Source organism: Pseudomonas sp. AN3A02 (assembly GCF_011765255.1).
Taxonomy (GTDB): domain Bacteria; phylum Pseudomonadota; class Gammaproteobacteria; order Pseudomonadales; family Pseudomonadaceae; genus Aquipseudomonas.
The window spans coordinates 409911-426104 of record NZ_JAARNI010000004.1 but is presented as its reverse complement, the minus strand read 5'-3'; the positions used below and the strand labels follow the sequence as shown (position 1 = coordinate 426104).

General features: G+C 60.0%; 14 protein-coding genes and 1 tRNA gene. 10 read left to right on the top strand and 5 right to left on the bottom strand.

Features of this window, described 5'->3' with window-relative positions; all coding sequences use genetic code 11:
- Positions 1-127: 127 nt before the first annotated feature.
- The 10 genes from ybgC (at position 128) to HBJ59_RS18875 (ending at position 7153) form a co-directional block, all read left to right on the top strand.
- A complete protein-coding gene (gene ybgC, locus HBJ59_RS18920; RefSeq protein WP_017475680.1) occupies positions 128-583 on the top strand; it encodes a tol-pal system-associated acyl-CoA thioesterase in 456 nt (151 codons plus the stop codon).
- Position 584: 1 nt separating this feature from the next.
- Complete coding sequence (gene tolQ, locus HBJ59_RS18915) at positions 585-1280, top strand: protein TolQ (protein ID WP_048727035.1); 696 nt, start codon at positions 585-587, stop codon at positions 1278-1280.
- A 23-nt stretch (positions 1281-1303) separates the two neighbouring features.
- The gene (tolR, locus tag HBJ59_RS18910; RefSeq protein ID WP_161635741.1) at positions 1304-1756 is read left to right on the top strand and encodes a protein TolR; all 453 of its coding nucleotides are present in this window, start codon (positions 1304-1306) and stop codon (positions 1754-1756) included.
- Positions 1756-2829 (top strand): cell envelope integrity protein TolA, encoded by a 1074-nt coding sequence (gene tolA, locus HBJ59_RS18905; protein ID WP_076017426.1) that lies wholly within the window; start codon positions 1756-1758, stop codon positions 2827-2829. The genes tolR and tolA overlap by 1 nt, the downstream gene beginning before the upstream one ends.
- 17 nt (positions 2830-2846) lie before the next feature.
- On the top strand, positions 2847-4127 hold the full coding sequence (gene tolB / locus HBJ59_RS18900) for a Tol-Pal system beta propeller repeat protein TolB (protein ID WP_173860414.1): 1281 nt from the start codon (positions 2847-2849) through the stop codon (positions 4125-4127).
- A 55-nt stretch (positions 4128-4182) separates the two neighbouring features.
- Positions 4183-4683: a peptidoglycan-associated lipoprotein Pal gene (gene pal / locus HBJ59_RS18895; protein WP_003209827.1), complete on the top strand. Its 501-nt coding sequence runs from the start codon at positions 4183-4185 to the stop codon at positions 4681-4683.
- Positions 4684-4689: 6 nt separating this feature from the next.
- Entirely contained in the window at positions 4690-5523 is an 834-nt protein-coding gene (ybgF, locus tag HBJ59_RS18890; protein ID WP_023659229.1) for a tol-pal system protein YbgF, read from the top strand.
- A gap of 164 nt (positions 5524-5687) precedes the next feature.
- A complete protein-coding gene (queE, locus tag HBJ59_RS18885; RefSeq protein WP_076017424.1) occupies positions 5688-6335 on the top strand; it encodes a 7-carboxy-7-deazaguanine synthase QueE in 648 nt (215 codons plus the stop codon).
- A gap of 1 nt (position 6336) precedes the next feature.
- Positions 6337-7014, top strand: coding sequence for a 7-cyano-7-deazaguanine synthase QueC (gene queC / locus HBJ59_RS18880; protein ID WP_167664415.1), 678 nt, complete (start codon positions 6337-6339; stop codon positions 7012-7014).
- Positions 7015-7077: 63 nt separating this feature from the next.
- Positions 7078-7153: transfer RNA gene (locus HBJ59_RS18875), tRNA-Lys, on the top strand.
- A gap of 119 nt (positions 7154-7272) precedes the next feature.
- Here HBJ59_RS18875 and pstB read toward each other — a convergent pair.
- The 5 genes from pstB to HBJ59_RS18850 form a co-directional block, all read right to left on the bottom strand.
- Entirely contained in the window at positions 7273-8052 is a 780-nt protein-coding gene (pstB, locus tag HBJ59_RS18870) for a phosphate ABC transporter ATP-binding protein PstB (RefSeq protein WP_167664414.1), read from the bottom strand.
- Complete coding sequence (gene pstA / locus HBJ59_RS18865; RefSeq protein ID WP_167664413.1) at positions 8052-8924, bottom strand: phosphate ABC transporter permease PstA; 873 nt, start codon at positions 8922-8924, stop codon at positions 8052-8054. The genes pstB and pstA overlap by 1 nt, the downstream gene beginning before the upstream one ends.
- Positions 8921-9916, bottom strand: a complete 996-nt coding sequence (gene pstC, locus HBJ59_RS18860; RefSeq protein WP_167664412.1) for a phosphate ABC transporter permease subunit PstC — start codon at positions 9914-9916, stop codon at positions 8921-8923. The genes pstA and pstC overlap by 4 nt, the downstream gene beginning before the upstream one ends.
- A 63-nt stretch (positions 9917-9979) precedes the next feature.
- Positions 9980-10996, bottom strand: coding sequence for a phosphate ABC transporter substrate-binding protein PstS (gene pstS, locus HBJ59_RS18855; protein ID WP_167664411.1), 1017 nt, complete (start codon positions 10994-10996; stop codon positions 9980-9982).
- Between the two features lie 173 nt (positions 10997-11169).
- Positions 11170-16125, bottom strand: coding sequence for a hemagglutinin repeat-containing protein (locus HBJ59_RS18850; RefSeq protein WP_167664410.1), 4956 nt, complete (start codon positions 16123-16125; stop codon positions 11170-11172).
- Positions 16126-16194 lie beyond the last annotated feature (69 nt).

Below are 16194 nucleotides of genomic sequence, written 5' to 3'. Positions count from 1 at the left end.
GATTCGATTTATTCGGCGTTTGTGCTGTCCTAGTGGCTGGCGTCGTCATTCTTTCGTTAGAAATGTGCCACAGAATGAAAAACAGTTGCCTGGCCGGATTGGCAACCTGAGGAGTAAGCACTAGAGTATGCGCGCGCAAAACGGGGATCAGTCGTTCGCACATCGCTGTCGCGTTTATTACGAGGACACCGATGCCGGCGGCATCGTTTATTACGTCAATTACCTAAAGTTCATGGAGCGGGCTCGAACCGAGCGGCTACGGGAGCTGGGCTTTGCCCAATCCCAGCTGGCAGGGGAGGACCTGTTGTTTGTCGTGCATTCCAGCGAGGCGCGTTACTACGCGCCGGCGCGACTGGACGATGAATTGCTGGTCAGCGCAGAAATAACCGAATTGAACCGTGCCAGCCTGCGCTTTAAACAGCAGGTCAGGCGGGCTACGGATGCAACGCTGCTCTGTGAGGGGCAGTTCCTGGTGGCCTGTGTTCGCACCAATAGTTTGAAACCCCGGGCCATTCCCGAAGCTCTACGCACGGCCTTTGCCGGCGTGAGCGGCGCGGGTAAACATTCAGAGCAGGAGATTTAGCGTGGAACCTACCGTCGTCGACCATTCCTCCATGTGGAGCCTGGTCAGCAATGCCAGTGTCGTGGTTCAACTGGTGATGCTGATCCTGGTAGCCGCATCGGTTACCTCTTGGGTCATGATTTTTCAGCGCAGCAACCTGCTGCGTGCCGGTCGACGTGCCCTGGAGAGCTTCGAAGAGCGCTTCTGGTCGGGTATCGACCTGTCCAAACTGTATCGCCAGGCCGGCAGCAACCCGGACCCGGATTCGGGCGTCGAGCAGATCTTCCGTGCCGGCTTCAAGGAATTCTCCCGTCTGCGCCAGCAGCCAGGCGTTGATCCGGAAGCGGTCATGGAAGGCGTGGCCCGTGCCATGCGCGTAGCGATTTCCCGCGAAGAAGAAAAGCTTGAGCAAAGCCTGCCGTTCCTCGCCACCGTAGGTTCCGTCAGCCCGTACATCGGCTTGTTTGGTACCGTGTGGGGGATCATGAACTCCTTCCGTGGCCTGGCCCAGGCCCAGCAAGCGACCCTGGCCACCGTGGCCCCGGGTATCGCCGAAGCGCTGATCGCCACCGCCATCGGCCTGTTCGCAGCTATTCCCGCAGTAATCGCCTACAACCGTTTTGCCGCTCGTGGCGAAACCTTGATCAGCCGTTACTACACCTTCGCCGATGAATTCCAGGCGATCCTGCACCGTAAAGTGCACACCAGCGAAGAATAAGCAGGTAATTCCCAATGGCTTTAATCGCTCGAGCTCGCAAAAAGCGCAAGCCGGTCGCCGAGATGAACGTAGTGCCTTACATCGACGTGATGCTGGTGCTGCTGGTTATCTTCATGGTGACCGCGCCGATGCTCAATCAGGGCGTGAAGGTTGATCTGCCCAAGGTTTCCAGCGAAGCCTTGCCGCAGGACAACAACACCCAGGTCCTGACCATTTCGATCAAGGCTGACAAGACCTATTACTGGAACCTTGGCAGCGAAGTCGACACTCAGAAACAGCAGGACAAGGCCATGACCTTGCCGCAGATGACTGATGCTGTGACCAAGATCATTCGCGCCGGCAACGAAGGTGGCAAGCACACCCAGGTGTTCATCCGCGGCGACAAGGTCGTCGACTATGGCTCCGTGATGGGCGCCATGGGCGGGCTGCAGAAGGCCGGCGTCGGTAACGTTGGCTTGATTACCGAGGCGCCCTGATGCACCAACAGCGAGAGCCGTCCGCCTCGGAAAGCTTCTTCTGGCCTAGCGTCTGGGCGATTGCCCTGCACGTCCTGGTGTTTGGCATGCTGTTTGTCAGCTTTGCCATGACCCCGGACCTGCCGCCAGCCAAGCCGATCGTGCAGGCGACCCTGTATCAGCTGAAATCGAAAAGCCAGGCCACCACCCAGACCAATCAGAAGATTGCGGGTGAGGCCCAGAAGTCGGCTGCGCGCCAGACTGAAGTCGAGCAGATGGAACAGAAGAAGGTCGAGCAGGAAGCGGTGAAGGCTGCTGCGGAACAAAAGAAAGAAGAGGCGGCTCAAAAGGCCGAGGAATCGAAAAAGGCTGACGAGGCGAAGAAAGCTGACGAGGCTAAAAAGGCTGATGAAGCCAAGAAAGCCGATAAAGCTGCCGAAGCCAAGAAGGCTGAAGAGAAACAATTGGCTGATATAGCCAAGAAGAAATCTGAAGAAGAAGCCAAGAAAGCTGCTGAAGAAGAGGCCAAGAAAAAGGCCGCTGAAGACGCGAAGAAAAAGATAGTCGAAGACGCGAAGAAGAAAGCCGCGGACGACGCCAAGAAGAAAGCTGAAGCTGACGAGGCGAAAAAGAAGATCGCCGACGATGCGAAGAAGAAAGCTGCCGCCGACGCCTCCAAGAAAAAGGCCCAGGAAGCAGCACGTAAATCGACCGAAGACAAAAAGGCCCAGGCCTTGGCCGATTTGCTTTCCGACACGCCGCAGCGCCAGCAAGCCTTGGCCGATGAACGTGGTGACGAAGTCGCGGGCAGTTTCGATGACCTGATTCGTTCACGGGCAGCGGAAGGGTGGACCCGTCCTCCTTCGGCACGCAAAGGCATGACAGTAGTGCTGCAGATCGGCATGTTGCCGGACGGTACGGTGACTTCGGTCGGCGTGGCCAAGTCCAGTGGCGACGGTTCGTTCGACAGTTCGGCGGTAGCAGCGGTCAAGAACATTGGCCGGTTGACCGAGATGCAGGGAATGAAACCAAGCGACTTCGCTCCCTACCGTTCATTCAAGATGACATTCACACCTGAGGATCTAGCCTTGTGAGAAACCTTCTTCGAGGAATGCTTGTCGTTATTTGCTGCATGGCAGGGATAGCGGCGGCGGATGAAAAGAACATTCTGGTCACCAGCGGTAGCGATCGGGCCACCCCGATCGCCGTTGTACCGTTTGGCTGGCAGGGCGGCAGCGTGCTGCCGGACGACATGTCGCAGATCATCAGCGATGACCTGCGCAACTCCGGTTACTACGCACCGATCGACAAAGGCAACATGATCAGCCAGCCGACCCAGGCCAGCGAAGTCATCTTCCGCGACTGGAAAGCGCTGAACGCCCAGTACCTGATGGTGGGCAGCATCACGCCTGCCGGCGGTCGCCTGCAGATCCAGTACACGTTGTTCAACGTCGCGACCGAGCAGCAAGTGCTGACCGGCAGCGTGTCGGGCACCACGGATCAACTGCGGGACATGGCGCACTACATCTCCGACCAGTCGTTTGAAAAGCTGACCGGGATCAAGGGTGCCTTCTCGACTCGCCTGCTTTATGTAACGGCAGAGCGTTTTTCGGTAGACAACACTCGCTACACACTGCAGCGCTCCGACTATGACGGCGCTCGCGCAGTGACGCTGCTGCAATCCCGTGAGCCGATCCTGTCGCCACGCTTTGCACCCGATGGCAAGCGTATCGCCTATGTGTCCTTTGAACAGAAGCGTCCACGGATCTTCGTTCAGCACATTGATACCGGTCGCCGTGAGCAGATCACCAACTTTGAAGGCCTGAATGGCGCGCCAGCCTGGTCGCCGGATGGTTCGCGACTGGCATTCGTATTGTCCAAAGATGGCAACCCGGACATCTACGTGATGAACATGGCTTCGCGCCAACTGAGCCGTGTTACCAGTGGCCCGGGCATCAACACCGAACCGTTCTGGGGCAAGGATGGTTCGACCATCTACTTCACCTCAGACCGTGGTGGCAAGCCGCAAGTCTACAAAACCAGCGTGAGCGGCGGCGGCGCCGAACGAGTGACCTTTATTGGTAACTACAACGCTGCACCGAAGCTTTCGGCTGATGAAAAGACGTTGGTGATGATTCACCGTCAGGATGGTTTCACTAATTTCCGGGTTGCGGCCCAGGATTTGCAGCGTGGAACGGTAAAAATCCTTACAGATACCAACCTTGATGAGTCAGCTACTGTTGCGCCCAACGGCACCATGGTAATCTACGCCACCCGCCAGCAGGGCCGGGGAGTCTTGATGCTCGTGTCCATTAATGGACGCGTAAGGCTCCCGCTTCCTACCGCACAAGGCGAAGTCAGAGAACCGTCCTGGTCCCCTTACCTGAACTGACGCGGCGCTACAAAAAGAAGTACTTAACACACTGGGGTTCATTAGGAGTTTCACGATGGAAATGCTGAAGTTTGGTAAGTTTGCTGCTCTGGCTCTGGCTCTGTCCGTAGCCGTTGGTTGCTCGTCTAAAGGCGGCGACAATGCCGGTGAAGGCGCAGCTGTTGATCCAAACGCTGGTTACGGCGCTAACACTGGTGCAGTTGACGGCTCCCTGAGCGAAGAAGCTGCTCTGCGCGCTATCACCACTTTCTACTTCGAATACGACAGTTCGGACCTGAAGCCAGAAGCCATGCGCGCTCTGGACGTTCACGCGAAGGACCTGAAAGCTAACGGCGCTCGCGTTGTTCTGGAAGGTAACACCGACGAACGTGGTACTCGTGAGTACAACATGGCACTGGGCGAGCGTCGTGCGAAAGCCGTTCAGCGCTACCTGGTACTGCAAGGTGTTGCTCCGGGCCAACTGGAACTGGTTTCCTACGGTAAAGAGCGTCCAGTTGCTACTGGCCACGACGAGCAGTCCTGGGCTCAAAACCGTCGCGTCGAACTGCGTAAGTAATTCGTCATGCGAACGTGCCGTCGTGCTCTAACTGTATTGGCTCTCAGCCTGGCACCGCTTGCGGTGTGGGCTGCGGTTCCTGTGGAAGATAGCAACTCTGGCTATAACAATAGCGGGAGCAGTTATCCCCCAGCGGGTTATGGCACGAACGGCGCCTATGCCGGGGGCGCGGCTACGGCCGCGCCTTCGGCACAGGGCGAACTGTTCAACCAGCTGCAACGCATGCAGGATCAATTGTCGCAGCAACAAGGCACGATTGAAGTTCTGCAGAATCAAGTGAACCAGCTGAAGCAAGAAGGCCTGGAGCGTTACCAGGATCTTGATCGACGTATTGGAGCCGGCGTTACACCAGCCGCCACTCCTGATAATTCTTCTGCCGGTGGCGCCGCAAGCGCCGCCGGTGGTGCAGCAGCAGGGGCCGCGGCTGCGAGCCAAGCCCCTGCCGCCAGCAGCGAACCGGGTGATCCGGCGAAGGAAAAGCTGTATTACGACGCAGCCTTCGACCTGATCAAGGCCAAGGATTTCGATAAGGCCAGCCAGGCTTTTACCGCATTCCTGCGCAAATACCCGAACAGCCAGTACGCCGGCAACGCCCAGTACTGGTTGGGTGAGGTGAACCTGGCCAAGGGTGACCTGCAAGGTGCAGGTCAAGCGTTTGCCAAGGTCAGCCAGCTGTACCCCAAGCACGCCAAGGTGCCGGACTCGCTGTACAAACTCGCTGACGTAGAGCGCCGCCTGGGTCATACCGACAAGGTCAAAGGCATTCTGCAGCAGGTGGTGGCCCAATATCCGGGTACCTCCGCTGCTCAGTTGGCACAGCGGGATCTGCAACGCATGTAAGCGTTGCAACCCGTTCAGAAGAAACCCGCGCCCTGCGCGGGTTTTTTCGTTAGAATCCACGCCCTTTTATGACACACGCTTCCTGGGGTTTACGCGTTGGCGCAATTCCTTGAAGTGCCTGACGGAGGCGGACAGCCTGTTTAGCTGTTACGCCCGTGGCGACTATGCAAGACACATTACGTATCACCGAAGTTTTTTACTCGTTGCAGGGTGAAACGCGCACTGCCGGGCTGCCCACTGTATTTGTGCGCCTCACCGGTTGCCCGCTGCGTTGCCAATACTGCGACAGCGCCTACGCCTTCAGCGGCGGCACCGTGCGTACCCTTGACGATATTCTCGAGCAAGTAGCCGGTTACCGGCCGCGCTATGTCTGTGTTACCGGTGGCGAGCCACTGGCACAGCCTAATGCCATTCCGCTGCTCAAGCAGTTGTGTGACGCCGGTTACGAGGTGTCCCTGGAAACCAGCGGCGCCCTGGATATTTCCGCGGTAGACCCTCGCGTCAGCCGGGTTGTCGACCTCAAGACCCCGGGTTCCAAGGAAGCGCACCGCAACCGCTACGAGAACATCGAGCTGCTGACGGCCAACGACCAGGTCAAGTTCGTCATCTGTTCCCGTGAAGACTACGACTGGGCGAACTCCAAGCTGATCCAATATGGCCTGGACCGCCGCGCCGGCGAAGTGCTGTTTTCCCCAAGCCACCATGACCTGAATGCGCGTGACCTGGCTGACTGGGTCGTCGCAGACAATCTGCCGGTGCGCCTGCAACTGCAGTTGCACAAGTACCTGTGGAACGACGAGCCGGGGCGCTGAGATGACTGATCAAAAGCGTGCGGTCATTCTGCTGTCCGGCGGCCTCGACTCGGCCACCGTGGTTGCCATGGCCCGTGCCGAAGGCTACAGCTGCTACACCATGAGCTTCGACTACGGCCAGCGCCACCGCGCCGAGCTTGATGCCGCGGCTCGCGTCGCCCGCGACCTGGGCGTGGTGGAGCACAAGGTGATCGGACTGAACCTCGACGGCATGGGTGGCTCCGCTCTGACCGACAGCTCCATCGACGTGCCACAAGGCCCCAGCGAAGGCATCCCGGTGACCTACGTGCCGGCGCGCAACACGGTCTTTCTGTCCCTGGCCCTCGGCTGGGCCGAAGTGCTGAGCGCACGCGACATCTTCATCGGCGTTAACGCCCTGGACTACGCCGGTTACCCGGACTGCCGTCCCGAGTACATCGAGTCGTTCGAGCGCATGGCCAACCTCGCTACCAAGGCCGGTGTGGAAGGGCAGGGCTTTCGCATCCTGGCGCCGCTGCAGAACCGCAGCAAGGCCGATATCGTGAAGGCTGGCGTAGGACTCGGCGTCGATTACTCGCTGACTGTTTCCTGCTATCAGGCGGACAATGACGGTCGTGCTTGTGGGAAATGCGACAGCTGCCGACTGCGTGCAGAGGGCTTCGAGGCGGCCGGAATTACTGACCCAACGCGTTATTTCTGATTTATTTCAAATAAGGTGTTGAATAATCCTTAGAAATCAGTATTATACGCGCCACCACACAGCGGGTCGTTAGCTCAGTTGGTAGAGCAGTTGGCTTTTAACCAATTGGTCGTAGGTTCGAATCCCACACGACCCACCATTTTTGGCGGTTTAGAAAATCCGGAAGGCCCACGCAAGTGAGGATTTCCGGGTTTTTTTTTGCCCAACAAAAGCCGATCACTCTCAACGCCGAGAGTGATCGGCTTTTTTGTTTTAAACCTAGCCAAACCGCCCGGTGATGTAGTCTTCGGTCTGCTTCATCTTCGGCTTGGTGAAGATCTCATCCGTATTGCCGTGCTCAATCAGTTCGCCCATGAACATGAACGCCGTGCTGTCGGATACCCGCGCGGCCTGTTGCATGTTGTGGGTCACGATGATCACCGTGTATTGCTCTTTCAGCTCGGTGATCAACTGTTCGATACGCCCGGTGGAAATCGGGTCGAGTGCCGAAGTCGGTTCATCCAGCAGCAAAACCTGCGGCCGCAGCGCAATGGTGCGAGCGATGCACAGGCGTTGCTGCTGCCCGCCTGAGAGACTCTGGGCGCTCTGCTTGAGTTTGTCTTTCACTTCATCCCACAGGGCGCCTCCGCGCAGGGCCTGCTCCACACGGTCATCCATTTCCCGGCGTGAGAGCTTTTCATGGTGGCGCACGGCATAGGCGATGTTGTCGTAGATCGACATGGGGAACGGCACCGGCTTCTGGAAAACCATCCCGACATGACTGCGCAGGCGGTTCATCGAGTAGCCGGGGGCGAGGATGTTTTCTCCGTTGAGCAGCACTTCGCCGCGGGCTTCCTGCTTGGGGTACATCGAGTAGATACGGTTGAACACCCGCAGCAAAGTCGACTTCCCGCAACCCGATGGGCCGATGATCGCGGTGATGCGTTTTTCCGGAATGTCGATGTCGATGGATTTCAGCGAACGCTGGTTGTTGTAGAAAAACTCCAACCTACGGACACGGATTTTGGTTTTTTCAGGATCAAGGCGGGTCGATTGCATCAGTGGGACCTATTGCGCAAAAGAATCAGGCGAGACAGCAAGCTCAGCACCAGCACGAACATCGTCAGCACCAACGCTCCTGCCCATGCCAGGGAGTGCCAGTCATCGAAAGGGCTCATGGCGTACTGGAAAATAACCACCGGCACGCTGGCGATCGGTTTGAGCAGGTTGCTGCTCCAGAACTGGTTGCCGAAGGCGGTGAACAACAGCGGGGCGGTTTCCCCGGTAATTCGCGCCAGCGCCAGCAGGATGCCGGTTACCACGCCGGCCTTGGCGGCTCTCAATACGATCTGCAACGTCAGCTTCCATTGCGGCACGCCCAGGGCCAGGGCCGCCTCGCGCAGGGTGGAGGGCTGCAGCTGGAGCATCTCGTCGGTCGTCCGCACCACCACCGGAATTACCAGCAAGGCCAACGCCAGGGCGCCGGCAATGGCAGAGAAACCGACCTGGTGATTGGTCAGCAGGTTCAGCGGCAGGATCACGCCGGTGTAGATGAACAAACCGAGGACGATCGAGGGCGCGGACAGCAGAATGTCGTTGATGAAACGCACCGTGGTACCCAGGCGCGAATGCCGTGCGAATTCCGCCAGCCAGATACCGGCCATCAGCCCGATGGGCGTGCCAATCAGCAGCGCAATCCCGGACATCAGGGCGCTGCCATAAAACGCGTTGGCCAGGCCGCCGTCTGTTCCGGGTGGCGGTGTCATCTCGGTAAACAGGCGCAGGTTGAGTGCCTGAAAGCCGTTGATGATGGTGGTCAACAGAATCCACGCCAGCCACAACAGGCCAAAGACTGTGGCGCCACAACTGAGCAGCATGGCCACGCGGTTCTTGAAGGCACGCTTGCGGTACAGGCGGTCGTTGCTGTTCATAGGCCCTCCTTGCGTGACAGGCGCATGAGCATCAGCCGCGCCAGTGCCAGCACCACGAACGTCACGATAAACAGCAGGAAGCCCAGCGCGATCAGTGCCGAACGATGCAGGTCGGTATAGGCCTCGCTGAACTCGTTGGCGATGACCGATGCGATGGAGCTGCTGGGCATCAGCAATGAGGCGGAGAACTGTTGTGCGTTACCCAGCACGAAGGTGACGGCCATGGTTTCACCCAGGGCGCGACCGAGGCCGAGAAAGATCCCACCAACCACTGCCGAACGGGTGTAGGGCAACACGATGTCCCACACCACTTCCCAGGTAGTGCTGCCCAGCGCGTAGGCCGATTCTTTCAATTGAGTCGGCACACTGCGGAAAACCTCATGCATTACCGACGTGATGAACGGCGTAATCATGATCGCCAGCACGATGCCGGCGGTCAGCATCCCGATGCCCAGCGGCGGCCCCTGAAACAGCGAGCCAATAAACGGAAGCGCACCCAGGTAATCGTTGATCCAGGGTGACAAGTGTTCTGCCATAAACGGCCCGAAAACAAACAAACCCCACATGCCATAAATGATCGAGGGAATGCCCGCGAGCAATTCAACGGCGGAGGCGACCGGCATTCTCAGCCAGGGCGGCGCCACTTCAGTGAGGAAAATCGCGATGCCAAAACTCACCGGCACTGCAATCAGCAACGCCAGGAAGGAGGTGACCAAGGTGCCGTAAATCGGCACCAGGGCGCCGAAGTGGTTGTTGACCGCATCCCACTCGGTGCTGGTAATGAAACCGAAACCGAAGGTCTTGAAGGCTAGGCCGCCGCCCCACAATGTCGAGGCGGCGATGCTTGCCAGCAACAGCAAGACCAGCATGGCGGCCCCGAACATCGAGCGTTTGAACCACAGGTCGTTACGCTGATCGCGAGCGGCGCGGCTGTCACCCGACACATCGCTCGCGTGAGTGGTCATGGCCAGAGGATGGACAGTTTCGTTCATATCAGATGTGCTCACCCGCCTTGCTCAAGCAGGTGCCTGGCAAGGGGGTCATGGGAGGACGGATCAGTGGGCGAAGTCGGACTTCCAGTAACCTTCGATCCGGGTCACGAGGGAATCAGGCAACGCGACGTAGTCCAATGCCGCAGCCTGCTGTTGACCTTTCTCCAACGACCATTTGAAGAAGTTGAAAGCGGCCTGGCTTTGCTCGGCGTTCTTTGCCTGCTTGTACATGATGATCCAGGTGGTCGCCGTGATCGGCCACGCGTTCTCGCCCGGTGCGTTGGTCATGATCAGGTTGAAGTCTTGGGCGTTGGCCCAGTCGGCGGTATCCGCCGCTGCCTGGAAGGCCTTGGCGTTGGGCTCGACGAATTTGCCGGACGCGTTCTTCAGTGAGGCGTAAGTCATCTTGTTCTGCAGGGCGTAGGCGTATTCAACAAAGCCTATGGAGTTCTTGATCTGCTTTACGTAGGCCGAAACACCTTCGTTACCCTTGCCGCCCACACCGACTGGCCACGGCACGGTGGTGCCGAAACCGATTTTGCTTTTCCAGCCATCACTGACTTTGGAGAGGTAGTTGGTGAAGTTGTACGAGGTGCCCGAGCCGTCCGAGCGGTGGACCACGGTGATATTCGCGCCAGGCAGCTTCAGGCCGGGGTTGAGCGCGGCAATCGCCGGGTCGTTCCAGGCCTTGATGTCACCGAGGAAAATCTTCGCCAGCACCTCGCCATCGAGTTTCAGTTGGCCTGCTGCAACGCCTTCGACGTTCATCACCGGCACGATGCCGCCAATCACGCTGGGGAACTGGCCGAGGCCGCCGGCCTTCAATTCGTCCGCCGACAGCGGTGCGTCGGAAGCACCGAAGTCTACGGTCGCCGCCTTGATCTGGGCGATGCCGCCGCCAGAACCGATGGACTGGTAGTTGATCCGGTCATTGGAATTCTTGCTGTATTCCTGGGACCACTTGGACAGCACCGGGTAGACGAAACTGGAGCCTGCGCCCGTGACGTCGGTGGCGTGAGCGACACCACTCAGGCACAGGGCAGTGAACAACACTGACAGACTCTTTTTGGTCAGCAACATCACGACGACACCTCAAAGGAAAGGGTTAAGTGGAGGGCTCCACCTGTCAAAGACGTGACGATTTAATTCCTGGGATGTTTCTGTTTGATGACGGTTTGGCTTTATGAAGAAACATTTAGAAATGTTTGCTCCGGTGAAGGCGGGCGTGCTCGTCTCCACCGGAGCAGGGTTGCTTAGTGGGTGCCTTGATCGATCCCCGCCTGCAACTCCTGGCTGTCACTGTGCCCGCCAACCCGCAGCGGTCCGAGGTTGATGGCTTGATCCTTACGCGTTGCGTCGTCCTGTTTGCGCGTCAGTTCATCCTTGGCGCCGAGCGCCAGGTTGACCGGTGACTTCGAGACGTTCAGCCCGACATCCGCGCGATAATCGCTGCCCGTCAACGTGGTGGCTTTTACCGCAGAACCACCCAAATCGACTTTGCCTTCCGAAGCCCCGATGCGCACACCGGTCAGCCGAGTCTCACCACCCACCTGCAAGTTCACGCCTTGGGTACCGCTGATGCCCGAGGCCTGAGTGACGCTGTCCTTGGCGACGTGGCTGACGTCCAGGTTCAAGGTCGGGGTGTAAGCGGTGGTGCCGCTCTTGTCGCCGAACAACACGCTTTCTGCGGTATTGGCCACCGAGCTGCCGGTGGTGTTCTTGCCGCTGACGGCGTAGCTGTCACTGGTTTTCGGCCAGAGCTTTTCCTTGACGCTGGACAGGCGCGTGCCCAAGGCGTCCTTCTTGTCGGTGAGGTAAGTCTTAGCCTGATCCACGCGGGTACCGAAGGCGCCACGAGGCTCGGGGTTCACGTCGTAGCTACCGCTGCGGGTAAGTTTTTCGCCCAGTCGCTCCTTGGCGTTGCCGACGCGGTTGACCAGGGTGTCCTTGGCCGAGGCCAGATGTTCGGTGCCCTTGTCGACGGCGTTCTCGAGTTTTTCGCGGTGCTTGTCGAACGCGCCTTCCGCCTTGGCCTGCACTTTGTCCTTGAGGGGGCCGGTGGTCTTGGCGAGTTTGTTGACCACGCCGGGCTGGTTTTTCTCGACGTCCAGCTTGGCATCGACGTTGACATGGGTACTGCTGACATGATCCTTGCGGCTCTCGACCATGAGGTCGCCCCCGATCTTGCCGCTCACCTGATTCGCATCGATCCGTGCCCCGGACAACCGGGTATCACCGGCACTGTTGATCACCACGGTGTCGGCCTTGATCTGGCTGTCGTGCTGAGTGGTGCCTTGCAGGTAATCGACGTCGACCTTGGCCCGGGCATTGATGCCGTGCTGGGTCTTGGGTGTGTCGTGTTCACCCGCGTTGGCCAGGGTTGTCTTGCCGCCACTGCCGCCCGCGCCCAAGGTCACGCCCCAGCTGTCGTGGGCCTGGGTCGATTGCGCCGACTCCTGCAGGATGCCGCCATTTATCGCGTCGAGGCGCACGTTGCCGGCTTCGATTTGCGTGCCTTGCAGGTGGATGGCATCGGCGCTGTTGCCGCCGCTGGAGAGCGTCACGTTGCCGTTGCTGTGCAACTGCCCGACGCTCACAGCCTGGTCGTTTTCCGCGCCCTTGCCGATGTTGAAGTTGGCGCTGAGGCTCCCGGTCTTGCCGCTGCTTTCAGCGCTGCTGGTCTTGCCGGCGCCGACGTTCAGGCCACCGCCCAGGTTGCTGGCACTGCTGACGTGGTGATCGGTGGCAGCTTGCAGGTCCAGCTTGCCCCCGGCGGCGAGATTGATGTCACCGGTCTTGGCGGTGCTGCTGCCAATCCGGGTGCCTTGCAGGGTCAGGTCGGCGCCGCTGTTGAGTTGGACCGGACCTTTGCCCTGGAGGGTCGCGACCCGGGCCTGGCTGTCCTGGGTGTCCAGGCGCTTGTTGTCCAACTGCAAGCCGGCACCGAGGTTGACGTTATTGCCGTTGGTGCCCGGCGCCGTGCCCACGGTCAGCGAGCCGTTGCCGCGCAGGGTGCTGCTGGTGTTGCTTTGGGTATCGTTGGCTTGATTCAGCGCCAACTCGCCGCCCGTCTTGAGGTCGACTCCGGCCTGGCCGCCGTTGAACTGGCTGCCTTCATAACGCGCATCGCCCTTGACGTCGATGCCCACGCCCTGGGCCCCGGCGTAGCTGCCGACCACTGCCGTGCTGCTGGATTCGCGTACGTCACTGCTGCCGCCTGCGCCGCTGCCGCGCACGTTCAAGTCTTCACCCGTGGTGGTGTAGACCCGCACGCCGGCCTTGGCGTCCACGCCTTGCTCGCTGCTGCTGTGGGTATTGGCGGCGGCGGTGGCAAGGTGGCTGCCGGCATCGATCTTCAGGCCGCCATCGGTGGCGCGGTATTGAGTGCCTTCATCCTGCAATTTGCCGGCGACATTGACCTGCACCGTGCCGCCAGTGAACTGGCTGACCACTGCTGTGCTGTCCTGCTGTGTGCGGGTCTTGTTGGTATGGCCGACTTCAACATCGAGCCCGACATTGGGGTGTTCGAACGCGTCCAACAGCCCTGGCTGATGAAACTTGCTTTGGGCCACACCTTCGATGGCTTTTTCGATGGGCCGGGTGATGCCTTTGTATTCGACATTGGCGCCGACATCGGCCGTCCAGCCATTCTCCTTGTGGGTGCTCGACTCGCTGTTATGCGCCGCCTGGTTGTCGACCTGGGCAGCGTTGACCTGCAACCCGGAACCGGCCTTGACCTGTGCGCCCTGGCTGGCGAGGGTGTTGCCAGCGTTGACGGTCAGCTTGCCGGCCGCCGCTACGCTGGTGGTTTGCGCGGTGGTGTTGCTGCGGGTGTCGTGGCTGCTCTGATGGCTGAACTGTGCGCCGCTGCCGGCCTTGTCGAGGCCGCCGGTGTAATAGACACCGCCGCCGGTGGTGGTCTGCTCGGTGGTGTTGGCCGTGCTGTCATGAGTCGCCAGCAACTCGATATTTTTCCCGCTCAAGGTTGCATCACCCTGGGTGGCCGTAAGGCCAGAACCCTCGACGCTCAAATCGCCACCTGCGGTGACGGCCAGGGTGCCGCCGCTGAGGCTGGAGGCTTGTTGGCGTGTGGTGTCGGTGTGACTGGTTTTCTGCTGGTCTTCGTAGCTCACGCCCGCGCGGTACTGGCGAGTGCCGTCGGCGGTTTCCTTGGCGTAGCCATCAAAACTCCGGGTGTGAGTGCGGGTGGTGTCGCCGGAGGTGTTTTCCGCCGACGCGATCTTGATATTGCCCTTGGCGTCAGCCGTCAGTTCGCCTGTAGCGGAGACCTTGGAACCACTGACTTCGATGTCCTTGGCGCTGCGCAGTGCGAGGTTACTGTCCGAGCGCAGGTCGCTGGCAACCACGGTGCTGTCTTTGAGGTTTTTGCGGCTTTCGTCCTTGGAGATCCCGAAGAACTTGCTGTCCTTGCTGTAGCGGTTTTCGTGGGACGTGTCGCGTACGCCATCAATCACCAGCGAACCCTTGTCGCTGATGACGCTGGCCTGTGTGCCGCCACGGGCCTGGCTGCCGCTGATGCGCACTTCATCGGCCTTCACGATCAGCTTGCCGTCGGCGTTGACCTTGCTGCCGGTATTAAGGGTTTTGCCCTTGTCGCCATCGCCCTTGGAACCGAAGAAACTGCCGCCCACCAGGTCTCCGGAGTACCCGTTGTCCCGGCTGCTCTGGGTGCGGCTGGCGCTGGTGATTTCCACTTGCCGGGCGGCCAGTTGAATATCCCCCGGGGTTTTCAGTTCGGCGCCTTGCAATTGCAGGGTCTGCCGACCGGTCAGTTCCAGGTTCTTGCCAGCCTTGAGGCTGCTGGTGACGCTGCGTTGTTCGCTGGCGGACTTGTCCCAGTCGGCTTTCCACAGGTGCTTGCGGTGGTTGCCATGGTCGCGGGTTTCATGGGTCTCTGTCGCAGCGGTCAGGCGCAAGTCTGCGCCGCTGTTGACGCGCACGGTGTCGCCGGCCTCGACGTGGCTGGCCTTGATCTCGGTGTTGGCGCCTGAAGACAGCGCGGCATTCTGCTGCGCGACGACGCTGTTGCCGTGCTGGCGCGAGTCCTTGTCGGTGGTGGTGCGGTCATAGGTTTCGTAGGTGAAGAGGAAGTTGCTGTTGTTCCACTGCTCACGCTTTTCCTGGAGCTTGCGGCTTTCGAGGCTGCTCAGGGTCAGGTTGCGGCCAGCGTCGAGCTTGACGTTGCGCCCGCCAACATCGGTGGCGGCCAGGCTCAAGTCCTTGGCGCTGTGCAGGTCGACATCGCCCTGGCGGCTCTGCACCCCGGCGCGGGTGGCTTCGAGGCTATTGGCGTGTACCTGGCCGCTGATGCCGAGGTCGCCGGCCGAACGGATGTTCACGCCGTCCCGCCCATCCACTTGCACGGCACCCACACGTACGCCGGCACCTTCGGCGGTGCTGACGATATTGATCCGCCCGGCCTGCATCGCACCGAACAGGCTGGCGTCGATACGCTGCTCCCCGGTCTTGCTGGCCGGGTCTACCTGGCGCACCTGGCCGCTGGCAACGTCGACCTGATTGCGCCCGACGGTGAGGTTCAATTGATCACGGGCGCTGAGCCGGCCTTTGCTGTCGATGCGCGGTGCGATCAGGTTGATCGAGCCGTCACGGTTTTGCAGGCCCTGTGCTTGCACCGTCAGTTGGCCGTTTGCATCACGGGTGTCCAAGCCTTGCAGCTTGCCATCGATGAACTCGGGACGGCCGACGACCAGGCTGGCGTTGGGGGTGTTGATGAAGCTGCCGCCGTTGACAGAAATACCGTTCGGGTTGGCCAGCACATAATCGGCCGCCCGGCCAAAAATCTCCTGCGCACCGTTGAGGGCCGAGGCGTTACGACTCACCACTTCATTGAGGATCACGCTCGCTGCCTGGCCCTGGAACTGCGGGTTGGCCGCCAGGTGCCCGGCGAGTTGGGATTGCCCGGCCTGCAAGGCGTTGTTCAGCACCACGCCTTGGCGGTCGACGTTGTAGTCGAGAAACTGGTTGTGGGACAGGCCGCCGGCATTCGGCGCGACGATATTGACGATGGGCACGCCCGCCTGGTTTTGCAGTTGCGGGGTGCCGCCGGGCCCTTCGACGACGGTCAAGCCGCCGGCCAGTACGAGTTGAGGTAACAGGAACAGGCTGGCGATGGCCCAGCGCAGTTTGCCCTGTGGAGAGAGGTGAAAGGCATGCGTGTTAGTCGGCATAAATAGTCTCGCTCTGTTGGCTGATCGGTGAAGTGCGTCGTTCGGTGCAACGCTGCTGTGCTGATCAGG